Annotated in this window: 17 protein-coding genes; 6 read left to right on the top strand and 11 right to left on the bottom strand. The window is 70.4% G+C overall.

The window, feature by feature from the left end; genetic code table 11:
- Positions 1-75: 75 nt before the first annotated feature.
- From ACIP79_RS37405 to argC, 5 genes are read right to left on the bottom strand one after another with little or no spacing between them, the layout of a single operon-like run.
- Complete coding sequence (locus ACIP79_RS37405) at positions 76-612, bottom strand: arginine repressor (protein WP_387181295.1); 537 nt, start codon at positions 610-612, stop codon at positions 76-78.
- A 7-nt stretch (positions 613-619) separates the two neighbouring features.
- Positions 620-1822 carry an acetylornithine transaminase gene (locus tag ACIP79_RS37400; RefSeq protein WP_401231100.1) on the bottom strand — a complete coding sequence of 401 codons (1203 nt, stop codon included), beginning with the start codon at positions 1820-1822 and terminating at the stop codon, positions 620-622.
- Positions 1819-2730, bottom strand: a complete 912-nt coding sequence (gene argB / locus ACIP79_RS37395) for an acetylglutamate kinase (RefSeq protein ID WP_383685194.1) — start codon at positions 2728-2730, stop codon at positions 1819-1821. The genes ACIP79_RS37400 and argB overlap by 4 nt, the downstream gene beginning before the upstream one ends.
- A complete protein-coding gene (gene argJ, locus ACIP79_RS37390) occupies positions 2727-3878 on the bottom strand; it encodes a bifunctional glutamate N-acetyltransferase/amino-acid acetyltransferase ArgJ (RefSeq protein ID WP_401231096.1) in 1152 nt (383 codons plus the stop codon). The genes argB and argJ overlap by 4 nt, the downstream gene beginning before the upstream one ends.
- On the bottom strand, positions 3875-4903 hold the full coding sequence (argC, locus tag ACIP79_RS37385) for an N-acetyl-gamma-glutamyl-phosphate reductase (protein WP_401231093.1): 1029 nt from the start codon (positions 4901-4903) through the stop codon (positions 3875-3877). Before argC ends, argJ begins: the two co-directional genes overlap by 4 nt.
- 248 nt (positions 4904-5151) lie before the next feature.
- Between argC and ACIP79_RS37380 the strand changes: the two genes are divergently transcribed.
- A complete protein-coding gene (locus ACIP79_RS37380; RefSeq protein ID WP_401231209.1) occupies positions 5152-5916 on the top strand; it encodes an SAM-dependent methyltransferase in 765 nt (254 codons plus the stop codon).
- Between the two features lie 91 nt (positions 5917-6007).
- On the opposite strand, the gene ACIP79_RS37375 is transcribed toward ACIP79_RS37380, so the two are convergent.
- Entirely contained in the window at positions 6008-6412 is a 405-nt protein-coding gene (locus tag ACIP79_RS37375; protein ID WP_401231090.1) for a DUF5997 family protein, read from the bottom strand.
- A gap of 189 nt (positions 6413-6601) precedes the next feature.
- Between ACIP79_RS37375 and ACIP79_RS37370 the strand changes: the two genes are divergently transcribed.
- Entirely contained in the window at positions 6602-7384 is a 783-nt protein-coding gene (locus ACIP79_RS37370) for a LysR family substrate-binding domain-containing protein (RefSeq protein WP_401231088.1), read from the top strand.
- Positions 7385-7481: 97 nt separating this feature from the next.
- Here ACIP79_RS37370 and ACIP79_RS37365 read toward each other — a convergent pair whose 3' ends face one another.
- Positions 7482-9956 carry an alpha-L-arabinofuranosidase C-terminal domain-containing protein gene (locus ACIP79_RS37365; protein WP_401231085.1) on the bottom strand — a complete coding sequence of 825 codons (2475 nt, stop codon included), beginning with the start codon at positions 9954-9956 and terminating at the stop codon, positions 7482-7484.
- 137 nt (positions 9957-10093) lie between these two features.
- Between ACIP79_RS37365 and ACIP79_RS37360 the strand changes: the two genes are divergently transcribed.
- Positions 10094-10585, top strand: coding sequence for a DUF6314 family protein (locus ACIP79_RS37360; RefSeq protein ID WP_401231083.1), 492 nt, complete (start codon positions 10094-10096; stop codon positions 10583-10585).
- Here the strand turns inward: ACIP79_RS37360 and ACIP79_RS37355 are convergent.
- Together ACIP79_RS37355 and ACIP79_RS37350 are read right to left on the bottom strand one after the other, a co-directional pair.
- Positions 10567-11160: a histidine phosphatase family protein gene (locus ACIP79_RS37355; RefSeq protein WP_401231081.1), complete on the bottom strand. Its 594-nt coding sequence runs from the start codon at positions 11158-11160 to the stop codon at positions 10567-10569. The genes ACIP79_RS37360 and ACIP79_RS37355 overlap by 19 nt on opposite strands.
- Positions 11161-11222: 62 nt before the next feature.
- Entirely contained in the window at positions 11223-11660 is a 438-nt protein-coding gene (locus tag ACIP79_RS37350) for a GNAT family N-acetyltransferase (protein WP_401231078.1), read from the bottom strand.
- A 204-nt stretch (positions 11661-11864) separates the two neighbouring features.
- On the opposite strand from ACIP79_RS37350, the gene ACIP79_RS37345 reads away from it, so the two are divergent.
- On the top strand, positions 11865-12059 hold the full coding sequence (locus tag ACIP79_RS37345; protein WP_401231076.1) for a DUF1918 domain-containing protein: 195 nt from the start codon (positions 11865-11867) through the stop codon (positions 12057-12059).
- A 104-nt stretch (positions 12060-12163) separates the two neighbouring features.
- Here ACIP79_RS37345 and ACIP79_RS37340 read toward each other — a convergent pair whose 3' ends face one another.
- Positions 12164-13474: a glycoside hydrolase family 10 protein gene (locus tag ACIP79_RS37340; protein ID WP_401231074.1), complete on the bottom strand. Its 1311-nt coding sequence runs from the start codon at positions 13472-13474 to the stop codon at positions 12164-12166.
- A 169-nt stretch (positions 13475-13643) separates the two neighbouring features.
- Between ACIP79_RS37340 and ACIP79_RS37335 the strand changes: the two genes are divergently transcribed.
- Together ACIP79_RS37335 and ACIP79_RS37330 are read left to right on the top strand one after the other, a co-directional pair.
- Entirely contained in the window at positions 13644-14504 is an 861-nt protein-coding gene (locus ACIP79_RS37335) for a 3-hydroxybutyryl-CoA dehydrogenase (protein WP_401231071.1), read from the top strand.
- A 276-nt stretch (positions 14505-14780) separates the two neighbouring features.
- Entirely contained in the window at positions 14781-15038 is a 258-nt protein-coding gene (locus ACIP79_RS37330; RefSeq protein ID WP_383685212.1) for a hypothetical protein, read from the top strand.
- Positions 15039-15083: 45 nt separating this feature from the next.
- Here the strand turns inward: ACIP79_RS37330 and ACIP79_RS37325 are convergent, their stop codons facing one another.
- Entirely contained in the window at positions 15084-15629 is a 546-nt protein-coding gene (locus ACIP79_RS37325) for an NUDIX hydrolase (RefSeq protein ID WP_383685213.1), read from the bottom strand.
- Between the last annotated feature and the right edge of the window lie 86 nt (positions 15630-15715).

The following is a 15715-nucleotide window of genomic DNA, read 5'->3' as shown; positions in this document are numbered from 1 at the left end:
CGGATCCGCGAAGTCACCCCGGCACGCGGCGGCGCAGCCCCCGGAACCCGGGGCGCGCCCCCACCGCCGTACGGCTCAGTGCGTGTTCTGCGCCAACCGCAGCAGGTGGTCGGCCAGTGCCTGGCCGCCCGTGGGATCGCGGCTGATCAGCAGCAGTGTGTCGTCCCCGGCGATCGTGCCGAGGATGTCGTGCAGCTCGGCCTGGTCGATCGCCGAGGCGAGGAACTGCGCGGCCCCAGGCGGGGTACGCAGCACCACGAGGTTCGCCGAGACCTCCGCGGAGATCAGCAGCTCCGCGGAGAGCCGCCGCATCCGCTCCTCCTTCGCCGACTCCCCCAGCGGCACGCGCGGCGTACGGAAGCCGCCCTCGCTGGGCACCGCGTAGATGAGGTCGCCGTCGTTGTTGCGGATCTTCACCGCGTTCAGCTCGTCCAGGTCCCGGGAGAGCGTCGCCTGAGTGACGATCAGCCCGTCGTCGGCGAGCAGCTTCGCCAACTGGCTCTGCGAGCGCACCGGTTGCCGGTTGAGGATGTCCACGATCCGGCGGTGGCGTGCGGTGCGAGTCTGCGGTACGGCGGGCCCCGCGTGCTCGTGGTCCTGCGCCTGGCTCATCGTCGTCTCATTCCCCGGCTCGTCCTTCCCCGTCGACCGCGTCGAGAACTCCGGGCAGGACCTGGAGGAACGCGTCCACTTCGTCGTCGCCGAGGTTCAGCGGTGGCATCAGCCGTACGACATCGGGAGCGGGCGCGTTGACCAGGAGACCGGCGTCCTGAGCCGCCTGCTGCACCTGGGGTGCGAGCGGCTCGGTGAGCACGATACCCAGGAGCAGGCCCGCGCCCCTGACATGGCCGACCAACGGGTGTGCCAGTGACTCGATCCCGTCCCGCAGTCGCTCGCCGGCGCGCTTGACGTTCTCCAGGAGCCCTTCGGACTCGATGGTGTCGAGTACGGCGAGTCCGGCGGCGCAGACGACCGGGTTGCCGCCGAAGGTCGTGCCGTGGTGGCCCGGCTTCAGCAGCTCGGCGGCGCGTCCGAAGGCGACGGTGGCGCCGAGCGGCAGTCCGCCGCCGAGGCCCTTCGCCAGCGTGACGACGTCGGGCAGCACGCCCTCGTGCGCCTGGTACGCGAACCAGGGTCCGGTGCGGCCGATGCCGGTCTGCACCTCGTCCAGGACGAGCAGCGCGCCGGTGGCGGCGGTGATCGCGCGAGCGGCCTTCAGATAGCCGGCCGGGGGCACGACCACGCCGCTCTCGCCCTGGATCGGCTCGATGATCACCAGCGCGGTGTCCGGGGTGACCGCTTCGGCGAGGGCCTGCGCGTCGCCGTAGGGGACGTGGGTGACGTCGCCGGGCAGCGGCAGGAAGGGATCCCGCTTGGCCGGCTGGCCGGTGAGCGCGAGCGCGCCCATCGTCCGGCCGTGGAAGCCGCCCTGGGTCGCCACCATGTGCTTGCGGCCGGTCAGCCGGCCGATCTTGAAGGCGCCCTCGTTGGCCTCGGCGCCCGAGTTGCAGAAGTAGACGCGCCCCTCGCGCCCGAAGAGCTGGAGCAGCCGTTCGGCGAGCGTGACGGGCGGCTCGGCGACGAAGAGGTTGGAGACATGGCCGAGCGAGCCGATCTGCCTGCTGACCGCCTCGACGATCGCCGGGTGGGCGTGCCCGAGCGCGTTGACGGCGATACCGCCGACGAAGTCGAGGTACTCCTTGCCGTCGGCGTCCCACAGCCTGGTGCCCTCGCCCCGCACCAGCGGCAGCCGCGGGGTGCCGTAGTTGTCCATGAGCGAGCCCTGCCAGCGCTGGGTGAGCTCTGCGTTGGTCCCGGTCACGCGTCCCCCTGAGTCGTGTCGTCCGGCACGACCATCGTGCCGATCCCCTCGTCGGTGAAGATCTCCAGCAGGATCGAGTGCTGGACCCGGCCGTCGATGACCCGGGCCGTGGTGACGCCGTTGCGGACGGCGTGCAGACAGCCCTCCATCTTCGGCACCATGCCGCTGGCCAGCTCGGGCAGCAGTTTCTCCAGCTGGGTGGCGGTGAGGCGGCTGATCACCTCGTCGCTGTCGGGCCAGTCCTCGTAGAGGCCCTCGACGTCGGTGAGGACCATGAGGGTCTCGGCGCCAAGCGCCGCAGCGAGTGCCGCAGCCGCCGTATCAGCATTGACGTTGTAGACATGTCCGTCGTCCTGGGATCGGGCGATCGAGGAGACGACCGGGATGCGGCCGTCGGCGAGCAGTGCCTCGATGGCGCCGGTGTCGATGGCGGTGATCTCGCCGACCCGGCCGATGTCGACCAGTTCGCCGTCGATCCGGGGCTGGTGCTTGGTGGCGGTGATGGTGTGCGCGTCCTCGCCGGTCATCCCGACGGCGAGCGGCCCGAACTGGTTGAGCAGCCCGACCAGTTCGCGCTGCACCTGTCCGGCGAGCACCATGCGCACCACGTCCATGGCGTCCTCGGTGGTGACCCGCAGGCCCGCCTTGAACTCGCTGACGATGCCGTGCCGGTCGAGGGCGGCGCTGATCTGCGGGCCGCCGCCGTGCACGACGACGGGCCTGAGGCCGGCGTGGTGCAGGAAGACGATGTCCTGCGCGAAGGCGGCCTTCAGCTCCTCGTCGATCATGGCGTTGCCGCCGAACTTGACCACGACCGTCTTGCCGCGGTGGCGGGTGAGCCAGGGCAGCGCCTCGATGAGGATCTGGGCCTTGGGGAGCGCGGTGTGCTTCCGCGTCGTGTTGTTCATGAGCTGTAGGCGCTGTTCTCGTGGACGTAGTCCGCGGTGAGGTCGTTGGTCCAGATCGTCGCGGTCCGGTCGCCGGCGGCGAGGTCGGCGACGATGTGGACCTCGCGGTAGCGCATGTCGACGAGCTCGCGGTCCTCGCCGACGCCGCCGTTCCTGCACACCCAGACGCCGTTGATGGCGACGTCGAGCCGGTCCGGTTCGAAGGCGGCCTTCGTCGTGCCGATCGCCGACAGCACCCGTCCCCAGTTGGGGTCCTCGCCGTGGATCGCGCACTTGAGGAGGTTGTTGCGGGCGATGGAGCGGCCCACCTCGACGGCGTCGTCCTCGGTCGCGGCGTTCACCACCTCGACCTTGATGTCCTTGCTCGCACCCTCGGCGTCCCGGATGAGCTGCTGTCCGAGGTCGTCGCAGACCTTGCGGACGGCCTCCGCGAACTCACCCTGGTCCGGGACGACTTGCGACGCGCCGGAGGCGAGCAGCAGCACGGTGTCGTTGGTCGACATGCAGCCGTCGGAGTCGACGCGGTCGAAGGTGGTGCGGGTGGCGGCACGCAGGGCCGTGTCCAGTACGTCGCTCTCGACGTCCGCGTCCGTCGTCAGGACCACCAGCATGGTGGCGAGGCCGGGGGCGAGCATGCCGGCGCCCTTGGCCATGCCGCCGACGGTCCAGCCGTCGCCGGTGACCACGGAGGTCTTGTGGACGCTGTCGGTGGTCTTGATGGCGATGGCAGCCTTCTCGCCGCCGTGCTCGCTCAGCGACGCGGCGGCCGTGTCGACGCCCTTGAGGAGCTGGTCCATCGGGAGCAGTACGCCGATGAGGCCGGTCGAGCAGACGGCGACCTCGGCGGCGTTGAGGTGCAGCGTGTCGGCCACCTTCTCGGCGGTGGCGTGCGTGTCCTGGAAGCCCTTGGGTCCCGTACAGGCGTTGGCGCCACCGGAGTTGAGGACCACGGCGCTCACCCGGCCACCCTTGAGGACCTGCTCGGACCACAGCACCGGCGCGGCCTTGACGCGGTTGGAGGTGAAGACGCCGGCGGCCGCCGCACGGGGTCCCTCGTTGAGCACGAGGGCCAGGTCGGGGTTGCCGTTCTCCTTGATCCCGGCGGCGATGCCCGCGGCCCGGAATCCCTTCGCTGCGGTGACACTCAAGGTGCGACTCCGATCGTGGAAAGGCCCAGCTCCTCGGGGAGCCCGAGAGCGATGTTCATGCTCTGCACGGCCCCGCCCGCGGTGCCCTTGGTCAGGTTGTCGATGGCACTGATCGCGATGATGCGGTGCGCGGCGGCGTCGAAGGCGACCTGGACCTGAACGGCGTTGGAACCCTGGACAGACGCCGTCGCGGGCCATTGGCCCTCCGGGAGCAGACGCACGAACGGCTCGTCCGCGTACGCCTTCTCGTACACGGCACGCACGGACTCGGCGGTGACGCCGGTCTTCGCCTTGGCGCTGCACGTGGCGAGGATGCCGCGGGGCATCGGGGCGAGGGTCGGGGTGAAGGAGACGGTGACGGGCTCGCCCGCGGCGGCGCCGAGGTTCTGGATGATCTCGGGGGTGTGCCGGTGGCCGCCGCCGACGCCGTACGGGGTCATGGAGCCCATCACCTCGCTGCCGAGGAGGTGCGCCTTGGGCGCCTTGCCTGCGCCCGAGGTGCCGGAGGCCGCGACGATCACGGCCTCGGTCTCCGCGAGAGCGGCCGCATACGCCGGGAAGAGCGCCAGGGAGGCGGCCGTCGGGTAGCAACCGGGCACCGCGATGCGCTTGGAACCCTCCAGCGCGGCGCGGGCACCCGGCAGTTCGGGGAGGCCGTAGGGCCAGGTCCCGGCGTGCGCGGAGCCGTAGAACCGCTCCCAGTCGGCCGGGTCCTTCAGCCGGAAGTCGGCGCCCATGTCGACGACGAGGACCTCGGGGCCGAGCCGCTCGGCGACGGCCGCGGACTGTCCGTGCGGCAGCGCGAGGAAGACGACCTCGTGACCCGCCAGAACCTCCGGTGTGGTCTCCTGGAGTACACGGTCGGCCAGGGGCGTCAGATGCGGCTGGAGCGGCCCCAGACGCCGGCCCGCGTTGGAGTTGCCGGTCAGCGCGCCGACCTCGACCTCGGGGTGCGCCAGGAGCAGTCGCAGCAGTTCCCCGCCCGCGTATCCACTCGCTCCGGCCACCGCAGCACGTACCGCCATGAAACCCTCCTCCTAGATGGCATGACTATACGTTTCGATGCACGTTTATGCAATCCATCCGGGTGGCCACTCCATGTACCGGCCGGCCCCGTGATCCGTACCCGTGCCGCCGATACCGGTAACTGTGAGCATGGGCACGGCAGTTGATATGGGAGGCTGTCGTCAGCCGTCGACGGACGAAGGGGACCGCGGCGGTTGCCGAGAGGAGCAGCAGCGTGAGACAGGACGGCTTCCGCGCCGAGCACGAGATGGACACCAGCAGGCCGCATCCCGCGCGGATCTACGACTATCTGCTGGGCGGCAAGGACAACTACGAGGTGGACCAGCGGGCCGCCGACGAGCTGATCTCCGCGGCGCCCGAGGCGCGGATCGGCGTGCGGGCCAACCGGGCCTTCCTCCAGCGTGCCGTCCGCTTCCTGGTCGGCAGCGGCGTCCGTCAGATCCTCGACATCGGCACCGGGCTGCCCACGTCACCGAACGTGCACGAGACGGCGCAGGAGCTGGCTCCGGACGTCCGTGTCGCCTACGTCGACAACGATCCGATCGTGAAGGCGCACGCCGACGCGCTGCTCGGCCACTCCGGCGCGAACAGCATCGTCCTCAGTGATCTGCGTGACCCGCGGGCCGTCGTGGACCATCCCGACGTGCGCCGGGTCATCGACTTCGACGAGCCGGTCGGCCTGCTGCTGGTCGCCGTGCTCCACTTCCTGACCGATGCGGAGAAGCCGGGCCAGGTCATCGCCGCCCTGCGTGACGCGCTGCCGACGGGGAGCTACCTGGTGCTCTCGCACGCCACGGGCGACTTCGCCGACCGCACCGCCGCCCGAGCCGTCTACAACAAGGCCACCGCCACGCTGAACCTGCGCACCCGCGCCGAGGTCGAGCGGTTCTTCGACGGCTTCGAGCTGATCGAACCCGGTCTGGCCCAGGTCCCGTTCTGGCGCCCGGACACCGAGCCGTCGGCCGCGGCCCGCGAGATCGGCTTCTACGGGGGCGTGGCGCGCAAGATCTGAGCGGCGCTGACGGTGGCCCTGACGCGCACAGCACGTTCATCTTCGGATCGAGCGGCGCGGGCTCGTCGAAGGGGTCAGGACCGCACGTCCGTCAGGAACGCGCGTCCCGGGCGTGTGCGGCCTCGTCGGCCTTCTTCTCCTTGAGGCGGGCCGCTTCCTTGCGGACCTCGGCCTGAGTGGCGCGCTCCCGCGGCAGCCAGTCGGGGTTCTCGGACCTCAGTTCCTCGATCTGCTCCGTGGTGAGGGCCTCGGTGACTCCGCCGCGTGCGAGGCCCGCGATGGAGACGCCCAGCCTGTCGGCGACCACCGGCCGCGGGTGCGGTCCGTCGCGCCGCAGGTCGAGCAGCCACTGGGGCGGGTCCGTCTGGAGCGCGACCAGCTCGGCACGCGAGACGACGCCCTCCTGGAACTCGGCGGGGGTGGCCTCGAGGTACACGCCCAGCTTCTTCGCCGCGGTCGCCGGCTTCATCGTCTGGGTGTTCTGGTGCGACGTCATGGGGTCAAGGGTAACGAGCGAACGACCCGGCTCCGACCAGCGCGGCAGTCCGTACCGCCGGGGACCGTGCCACCCGCGTGCACGGCCCGCGCCGTCGGTCTCCACGGCCCGCGTCCTCGGACCACCTCTGTACGCCGCCTCCGCCCACCGCCGTACGCCGCCGCCACGCACGGCCGGTAACCTGGCGGGGTGACCGGCTCCGAAGCATCCCCGTCGTTCAGGCTCGCGTACGTCCCGGGGGTGACGCCCGCGAAGTGGGTGCGGATCTGGCAGGAGCGACTGCCCGACATCCCCCTGACGCTGGTCGCGGTGTCCGCCGCGGAGGTGTTCGACGTGCTCCGGGACGGCGGCGCCGACGCCGGTTTCGTACGGCTGCCGGTCGACCGCATGGACCTCAGCGCGATCCCGCTCTACACCGAGACGACGGTGGTCGTGGTCCCCAGGGATCACGTCGCGACGGCCGTCGAGGAGGTGTCCACGGACGATCTCGCCGGCGACATCGTGCTGCACCCCCTCGACGACACCCTGGGCTGGGAGCGTCTGCCGGGGCAGCCGGCGATCGAGCGTCCCGCCACGACGGAGGACGGCGTCGAACTGGTGGCGGCCGGTATCGGCGTCCTACTCGTCCCCCAGTCACTGGCCCGCCTGCACCACCGCAAGGACCTCACCTTCCGCCCCGTGACGGACGCCCCCGAGTCGCGGGTCGCCCTGTCCTGGCCGGAGGAGCGGACCACCGACCTGGTGGAGGACTTCATCGGGATCGTCCGCGGACGCACGGTCAACAGCACCCGCGGACGCACCCCCTCACCTGCTCCGGCCGACCCCAAGACCAAGGCCAAGGCCAAGCGACCCGCACCGAACGGCGCCAAGCGGAAGCCCGCCGCCGGAAAGGCGACGGGCAAGAACCCCCGGAGCGCGGGCTCCGGGGGAACCAAGGGCGCCAAGCGCGGCAAACCCCGCCGCCGTTCCTGAGCCGCCCGGCAGGTCACCGCATGCGGGTCATTGCCTGCGAACCATTGCCTGCGAGTCATTGCCTGCGGGTCACCGCCCGCCGGTCACCGCTGTTCCCTCACCTCTTTCCGATCCGCAGGAACGTCACCGAGTTCGCCGGGAAGGTGTACGTGAACGTGTCGGCCACCCCCTCGAAGGTGGACTTCACGGGGGCGACCGCCGTGCTCGTCTCGGTGTTCACGGCGTCGGGCGCGGCCTGGAGAGTGGTCACGGCGGCCTTGCGGCCCACCTTCGCCCCGCCCAGGTCGATCGCCGTACGGGCGTCCACCGCCTGGGCGTTGACGACCTTGACGATCAGGTCACCGCTCTTCGCGTCCCGCGTGACGACCTGGCGGAACGGCTCGGCGGGCTTGTCGTCGGTGAAGCTCCCCCACTCCTGGCCGTCGAGCAGGAGCGTCACCTGACGACCCCTCACCTTGATGTCGATGTCGTACGCGCGGCCCGTCTCGATGGACCCCGCCCTGGACACGAGCGTCGACTTGCCGCCGTCCACGGCCTGTTCCACCGCCGACGTGGTGTTGTTCCAGCCGCCGAGGTTCCACCAGTAGTAGTTCCCGGTGTCCTTGACGCCGAAGGCGACGAGGAAGCCCTCGCTGCCGGACTTCTTGGTGGCCTTCACATGCAGGTCGTAGTCGCGCCAGGCCGGGTCGCCCGCCTCGACCATGGTGTTGGTCGCGGCCTCGTCGCTCTGCACGTACTGCCCGTCCTGGACGCTCCAGCTCCCGGTGCCCGTGTGCGTCCACCGGGACGCGTCGCCGCTGAAGTCGTCGGTGAGCAGCGTGGTTCCGTCCGCGCCGGTCACCCTGACATCGTCGTACGCCGCCGTGGTCGCCCAGGTCGACAGGCCGACGGCGCCGGAGATCGGACCGCCGGCGGACGGTGTGCCGGTGGCGCTGGACGGCACCACCCGGTCGCCGACGTTGGTCATGAAGAGCTTCTGCACCGCGTAGTCGGCCGATCCCCAGGAGGCGTGGTTGTTGAACCAGATCAGGTCCGGGCGCCACTGGACGTAGTCCTCGTTGGCCAGCAGCGGGGCGTACGAGGCTAGCTTCACGACGTCTGCGTTGCGTTCCAGGCCGGTCATGAAGGCGGCTTCGGAGAGCGCGTTCTTGAAGGTGTTGCCGAGCGACGCGTACTCGCCCAGGAAGACCTTGGGGCCGTTCCTGTCGTAGGAGTCGTAGCGGTCGTTGTTCTGGAGGAACCACTGCGGGCTGTTGTAGTAGTGCTCGTCGACCATGGCGACGTCGGCGTCCCGGTTGAGCTGCCAGGCCGTGTCGAAGGTCGAACCGGAGTCGTCCGGACCGGAGTTGGAGATGACGGTGATGTCCGGGTACTCGGCCTCGATGGCGGCGCGGAACTTCGTGAAGCGGGCGAAGAACTCGGTGGGGAGGTTCTCCTCGTTGCCGACTTCGAGGTGGGTGAGGTGGAAGGACCTCGGGTGGCCCATCGCCGCGCGCTTCCTGCCCCACTCGCTCGTCACCGGCCCGTTGGCGAACTCGATCAGGTCCAGGGTGTCCTGGATGTGCCGCTGGAGCAGGGCATCGTCGTCGACGGCCCGGTTCTGGCCGCAGCCGGTGACGAGTGCGGGCACGACGGGCAGCGGCATCGCACCGACGTCCTCGGAGAACTGGAAGTACTCGTAGTAGCCGAGCCCGTAACTCTGGTTGTAGCCCCAGAAGTTGGAGTTCGTCGCGCGCTGCTCGACCGGACCGACGGTGTCCTTCCACTGGTAGGACCGCCGGCGCTCGTACCCCGACGCCTCGTCGTATCCGGCCATGCTCCCGGTGTTGACCAGACAGCCGCCCGGGAAGCGCACGAAGCCGGGCCGGAGGTCGGCGATCTTCCGGGCGAGGTCCTCGCGCAGGCCGTGCCCCTTGTACGTGTCCCGGGGCAGCAGGGAGATCATGTCGAGCGCGACCGGGCCGCCGGCCGCGACGGTGAGGCGGCCCGTGGTGCTGGTCCGGGTTGCGGTGAACTTCGCCCGGTACTTGGCCCAGCCGCCGCGCGCGGTCACCTGACGGGCCTCGGCGAGCGCCCCGTCGGCGTCGTGCAGCGTCACCGTCAACGGCGCTCTCGCGTCCGCGCGGGCCCACACCGAGAAGTCGTACGCCTTGCCGCTCTCGACGGAGATCCCGGTGTTGTAGCCGGAGTTGGTGACCGCCGAGCCGCCGTCGAGGGCGAGGTAGGTGCGGTTGCGGGCGTTGAGCCGACCCTCGTCGTCCACGGTTCGCGCGGTGCCGGTGGTGCTCCAGGAAGTGAGCGGCGTGTAGGAGCCGTTGTCGGCGGTGCTGTACTCGAACGAGCGGTTCTGCACGAGCTCCGCGTACAGGCCACCGTCGGCGGCACGGTTGATGTCCTCGAAGAAGACGCCGTACATGGTGTCGTCGATCTTTGCGCCCTTGGCGGCCGGGTTGACGGTGATCGCGTAGTCGGCGACGTCCTCGGCGTTCGCGGGTGCCGGCAGGACTGCGGAGGCCACCAGGAGGGCGGTGGCCGTGAGTCCGAGTCTCCAGCGGGTGCGGGTGCGTGACATGGATACTCCGCGGCTCTGTAGTGTTGAATTGTTCGACATATCGGACAACGATCAGCACTTCGAACGGCAAGATAGGGAGGGGACCGGAGCGCGTCAATGGATCGCGCAGGATCGGAAGTGACGGAAAGCGGGACAGGATGGGCGAGTTCTGGCCAGTGGCGGACCTGCTGGCGTACCTGGCCGGTGACTGGCGGGTGGAACGCACGGTGCGCGATCTGGCGAGCGGCGCCGAGGGCCACTTCACAGGGACGACGGTTTTCGGACCGCTGGAAGCCGGCGACTCGGCTCAGAACACGGGCCGACCGGGAGACGCCGGCCAGGAGACCGGTCTCCTGCACCACGAGTCCGGCACCTTCGTCTGGCAGGGCACTCCGCGGCCCGCCGAGCGGACACTGTGGTTCCTGCCGGGGCAGGGCGCGGGCACCGCGGACGTACGGTTCTCCGACGGCCGCCCCTTCCACGACCTGGACCTGACCTCCGGGCGGTTCGTCGCCGATCACCCCTGTTCGGCGGACCTCTACCGGGGCGAGTTCACCGTCCTCGACGCACACCGCTGGCGGACCGTATGGCGCGTGGCGGGCCCGGCCAAGGATCTGGTACTGGCCACGGACTACACCCGCGAGGCGTAGGGGAACGCCCCCTCGAAACGCAGGCTCCAGCGCCCCGCGCTGCCCATCACGGTGACCGTGGACAGGGGGCGCACGTCCACGTTCCAGTACGAGGAGGGCGGTGCCATCAGCGCGTAGACGAGGGCGGCGCGGATCACCGACGGCTCGGCCACCGCGACGATACGACCGCCGTCGTCGGCGGGCCGGGTGTCCAGCCAGTTGCCGACGCGGCCGATGAAGGACAGCATCGCCTCACCCTCGTGGGGCGTGGAGCGCGGATCGGCGAGCCAGCTGTCGACGGCCTCGGGCTCGCGCGCCATCGCCTCGCCGAGCGTGAGGCCCCGCCACCTGCCCATGTCGCAGTCACGCAGGGCGAGTTGGACTAGCGGCCGGTAGCCGAGCGCGTCCCCGGTGGCCCGGCTGCGCGGAGTCGGTGCGCAGTAGCGCAACTCGGCCGCGGCCAGCGGCACCAGCTCGGGGGCCGCACGCTGCACCTCCGCCCAGCCCGCCTGGTCAAGCGGCCGGTCGTCCTCGAAGCGTTCCGCCAGCAGTGACGAGCTGCGCGCGGCGGCGACGAACGTGACCCGTACATGCATGCCGAGATCGTCGAACCTGGAACTCCGCAGGTCAAGAGGGGTGACGGAGGGTACACGCGGAGTCACCCCAGGATGAGCGCCATCCACTGGTCAGGGCGTTCCAGCGCCTTGAAACCGCGCTTCTCGTATACAGCGTGCGCGTCGTGCGTGGCGAGCAGCACCCTGCGTACACCGAGCGGTTCGAGGTGCGCGCGGACGGCGGTGACCAGGGCGCTGCCGAGCCCCTTGCCCCGCGCCGCCGGATCGACGTAGACGTCGCAGAGCCAGGCGAAGGTCGCCGCGTCCGTCACCACCCGCGCGTACGCCACCTGCTCCCCCGAAGTCCCGTCGTACACCCCGAAGTTGAGCGACCCGGCGATCGCCCTCTCCTGCGTCTCACGGGAGCGTCCGAGGGCCCAGTACGCGTCGGTGGAGAGCCAGCGGTGGATGCGGTCGACGTCGAGCCGGCCGGAGTCGGCGGAGATCTCGTAGCTCTCGGGAAGGCCTTGTGTATCGGTCATGCGGGGAGAGTCGCAGTTCAGGGCGGCGGAGGTCGAGCGGTTTTCACACGGGCCCCGGGCTGACGGCCGGTGCACCGGCAGCGTCAAGCGGCGCCGCCGGTCGTAGACTTGCGATGACGGACCGTGCGTTCGTACAGCGGACGGCCCGTGCGTCCGTACAGCCGACGGACCGCTACTCCCGTACAGCACGAGGAAGCCGTTCAGATGCGTGCGACCAAGGGCGATCAGCTGGTGCAGCACGGCCGGATCGTCGGACAGCACGACAGGATCGCGGAGATCGTCGAGGTCATGGGCGCCGAGGGCACTCCCCCGTACCGCGTGCGCTTCGAGGACGGGCACGAGGCAGTGTGCTCGCCCGGCGCGGACTCCGAGATCCGGCACCCGGACACCGCCCGGTAGACCGACGCGAGAAAGCCGCGGCGACAGCCGGACTCAGCGGTACGAAAGCCGCGTCGCTGGTCCGCCTCGGCAGCGCGGGGGCCGGTCGACGGCCGGGCCCCGTGTCAGCGCGGTGACCGCGCCGACCGCTGGTAGTGGTCGGCGACGACCCGCGCCATCGCACCGATCCGGTCCGCCCCGACCTCCTTGCCCGAGAAGAACACGTGCCCCGCCACCTGCGGGTGGTCGTGGGCGAGGGCGAGATGCCGGGACAACTCGGCCGGGTCCTGCCAGGCGGCGGGCTGCGCCGGGTCACCGGCCTTGTAGAGGGCCTCTCCCACGTACAGCCGCACGCCGCTGCCCTCCACGGCCTTCGCCCACCACGACAGGAGCTTCGCGTAGTCCGCGGCGGCGAAGCCGATGCTCCAGTACAGCTGCGGAACGATGTAGTCGATCCAGCCCTCCCTGACCCACTTCCTGGTGTCGGCGTGCAGATCGTCGTACGTCTGCACACCGGCCCGGCTCGGCGAGCCGAGCGGATCGGTGCTCGCGTTGCGCCACACCCCGAAGGGGCTGATCCCGAAGCGCGCCGACGGCCGGATCTCCTTGACGCGGGCCGCCGTCTCCCGCACCAGCCGGTCGATGTTGTCGCGCCGCCAGGCCGCCCGGTCCCGGAAACCCGCGCCGTGCGCCGCGTAGGCCGCGTCGTCGTCGAAGTCCTGCCCGGCGACGGGATACGGGTAGAAGTAGTCGTCCCAGTGCACGGCGTCGATCTCGTACCGCCGCAGCGCGTCGAGCATCGCGTCCTGGACGAAGGCGCGGACCTGGGGCAGCCCGGGGTTGTAGTAGAGCTTCCCGCCGTACGGGACCACCCAGTCGGGATGCCGGCGGGCCGGGTGGTTCGCCGCCAGCCTCGCCGGGTCGGTGTGGTTCGCGATCCGGTACGGGTTGAACCAGGCGTGCAGCTCCAGGCCCCGCGCGTGCGCCTCGGTGACCGCGGTGCCCAGCGGGTCCCAGCCGGGATCCCGGCCCTGGACTCCCGTGAGGGCCTGGGACCACGGCTCGTACGCCGAGGGCCACAGCGCGTCGGCCGTGGGGCGCACCTGGAGCATCACGGCGTTGAGCCGACGGCGCACGGCCGTGTCGAGGTGGGCGATCAGTTCCGCGCGCTGGCGGGTCGCGGTCAGTGCGGTGCGCGAGGGCCAGTCGCGGTTGGAGACCGTCGCCAGCCACATCCCGCGCATCTCCCCCACCGCGCGGGGGCCACGGCCGACGGCACCGCCGGCCCCGGAACCGCCGGTCGCGGAGCCGCCGGTCGCGAAGCCGCCATCCGCGGCGGAACCGCGCCCGACCGCCGCGGCGTCGCCCGCCGTCACGAACCCCGACAGTGTCGCCGCCGCACCCAGCCCGAACGTCCGGCGTGACAGTCGCTCCATCTCCGCACCCCTCGCACAGCGGGTCCGCCCGGTCACGGACCGTCTCTGCGCACAGCATGCCCGACCCGCACGATCGATCATCGATACTTGGGGGTAACGTGCACGATCGGAGCAGACGCCGGGCAACGGGGAACCCTGCCGGGCCCGATGATCAGCGGAAAGGGACGATGTGACCGACATCGAACGCGTCGGAGTGGTGGGCTGCGGCCAGATGGGAGCCGGCATCGCCGAGGTGTGCGCCCGCGCCGGCCTCGACGTCAAGGTCGCCGAGACCACCGGTGAAGCCCTGGAGATAGGCCGCACCCGGCTCTTCAACTCCCTCTCCAAGGCGGCCGAGCGCGGGAAGATCTCCGACGAGGAGCGGGACGCGACTCTGGCGCGGCTCAGCTTCACCACCGACCTCGGCGAGTTCGCCGACCGCGACCTGGTGATCGAGGCGGTCGTCGAGAACGAGCAGGTGAAGACCGAGATCTTCCAGGTCCTGGACCAGGTGGTTACCCGGCAGGACGCGATCCTCGCCTCCAACACCTCCTCGATCCCGCTGGTCAGGCTCGCCGTCGCCACCTCGCGTCCCGACCAGGTCATCGGCATCCACTTCTTCAACCCGGCCCCGGTGCAGAACCTGGTCGAGCTGATCCCGGCGCTCACCACCTCCGAGGGCACCCTCAGCCGGGCGCAGGCGCTTGTTGAGAAGATCCTCGGCAAGCACGCGATCCGCGCCCAGGACCGCTCCGGCTTCGTGGTCAACGCGCTGTTGATCCCCTATCTCCTCTCCGCGATCCGGATGTTCGAGTCGGGCATCGCGAGCCGCGAGGACATCGACAACGGCATGGAGCTCGGCTGCGCCCACCCGATGGGCCCGCTCAAGCTGTCCGACCTGATCGGCCTGGACACGGTGGCCTCGGTCGCGTTCTCCATGTACGAGGAGTTCAAGGAGCCGCTGTACGCCGCTCCCCCGCTGCTCCTGCGCATGGTCGACGCCGGACGCCTCGGCCGGAAGTCGGGCTCGGGCTTCTACACGTACGCCTGAAACTCGTACCCCTGAAGCTCGCACCCCTGAGACTCGCGCCCCTGAGACTCCCGACCACGGATACGCGCAGCCCCCGATACACGCACCCCCTGACTACGCACGGTCAGGCTCCCGCGGGCCCGGCACCTCTTTCGGTGCCGGGCCCGCGTCATTCACACACCGTGTGCGCGCCGGGCCCGCATATGCCGCTCGCACACGCTCCCCACGCAACCACCAGGCGAGTTGACTTTCTGTGGGCAGTCAACGGCTCAGACGACTACGGAAAGGAGCGGACTCGTGACCGCCAACCCCGAGCATCCCGTGGCACCGAGGGAACTCGCGGAGTTACGCCAGTCCATCGAGGTGGGTCTCACCCGCATCGAAGGCGGACTGGCGTTGCTCACCCAGCGCGACGACCAGACCTCCAAGGACCTCGACGACCTGAGCGCACGGGTCGTCGCCCTCGAACACACCCGCTGGCCCCTGCCCACGCTCGCGGTCGTCGCGGCCGTGGGCGCGCTGGCCGTGACGATCTGGCAGGCTCTGGGCCACTAGGCCTGTCCGACAATTCCCGTCCGCCCCGGGACGGCGGGGGGTTGATCAGGGCAACGCGTCCTGCCCGAGCCTGAGATGGTGCAGCAGGAGCAGTGCGGCAGCCATGTTGGCGGCCGGGACCTCGCCGCGGGCGACCATGTCGGGGACGAGCTTGAGGGGCACCCACTCCCGACGGTCGGACTCGAAGTCGTCCACCGGGTGTCCGATGTACGCGCCTTCGTCCGCCCAGAAGATGTGGTGCCGGGCGTCGGTGAGCCCGTTCGAGGGCTCGACGCACATCAGAGGGCGCAGGGGCCCCGGTCGCCAGCCGGTCTCCTCCTCCAGTTCGCGGGCCGCCGCGACGGCGAGGTCCTCGCCGTCCTCCACGACCCCCGCCGCGAGCTCCCATCCCCAGCTGTCGGTGATGAAGCGGTGCCGCCACAGGAGCAGCACCTCGTTGGCCGCGTTCACCACGGTGGCCACCGCCACCGGCCGCATCCGTATCAGGAAGTGATCGAGATGCCGTCCGTCCGGCAGCTCCACATCTGCGAGATTGACTGTGAACCAGCGGTTTTTATACACAGTTTGTTCGTTCTGTTTCGTCCACTGCACGGTTCTGCCACCTTCCGCCGAGTAGATGGCAATATGGCAGCAGGAGCGTTCTGACAGCAGGCGCACAGCGGCGCACGGTTCGGCAA

The sequence above is a fragment of the Streptomyces sp. NPDC088747 genome, from assembly GCF_044751025.1.
GTDB lineage: Bacteria > Actinomycetota > Actinomycetes > Streptomycetales > Streptomycetaceae > Streptomyces.
This window is presented reverse-complemented; position numbering and strand designations above follow the sequence as displayed.

What these genes read in the sequence shown, in the direction of transcription:
- ACIP79_RS37405 (WP_387181295.1), bottom strand. Translation starts at nt 612, where the DNA reads ATGAGCCAGGCGCAGGACCACGAGCACGCGGGGCCCGCCGTACCGCAG.
- argB (WP_383685194.1), bottom strand. Translation starts at nt 2,730, where the DNA reads ATGAACAACACGACGCGGAAGCACACCGCGCTCCCCAAGGCCCAGATC.
- argC (WP_401231093.1), bottom strand. Translation starts at nt 4,903, where the DNA reads ATGGCGGTACGTGCTGCGGTGGCCGGAGCGAGTGGATACGCGGGCGGG.
- ACIP79_RS37380 (WP_401231209.1), top strand. Translation starts at nt 5,152, where the DNA reads ATGGACACCAGCAGGCCGCATCCCGCGCGGATCTACGACTATCTGCTG.
- ACIP79_RS37375 (WP_401231090.1), bottom strand. Translation starts at nt 6,412, where the DNA reads ATGACGTCGCACCAGAACACCCAGACGATGAAGCCGGCGACCGCGGCG.
- ACIP79_RS37365 (WP_401231085.1), bottom strand. Translation starts at nt 9,956, where the DNA reads ATGTCACGCACCCGCACCCGCTGGAGACTCGGACTCACGGCCACCGCC.
- ACIP79_RS37360 (WP_401231083.1), top strand. Translation starts at nt 10,094, where the DNA reads ATGGGCGAGTTCTGGCCAGTGGCGGACCTGCTGGCGTACCTGGCCGGT.
- ACIP79_RS37355 (WP_401231081.1), bottom strand. Translation starts at nt 11,160, where the DNA reads ATGCATGTACGGGTCACGTTCGTCGCCGCCGCGCGCAGCTCGTCACTG.
- ACIP79_RS37350 (WP_401231078.1), bottom strand. Translation starts at nt 11,660, where the DNA reads ATGACCGATACACAAGGCCTTCCCGAGAGCTACGAGATCTCCGCCGAC.
- ACIP79_RS37345 (WP_401231076.1), top strand. Translation starts at nt 11,865, where the DNA reads ATGCGTGCGACCAAGGGCGATCAGCTGGTGCAGCACGGCCGGATCGTC.
- ACIP79_RS37340 (WP_401231074.1), bottom strand. Translation starts at nt 13,474, where the DNA reads ATGGAGCGACTGTCACGCCGGACGTTCGGGCTGGGTGCGGCGGCGACA.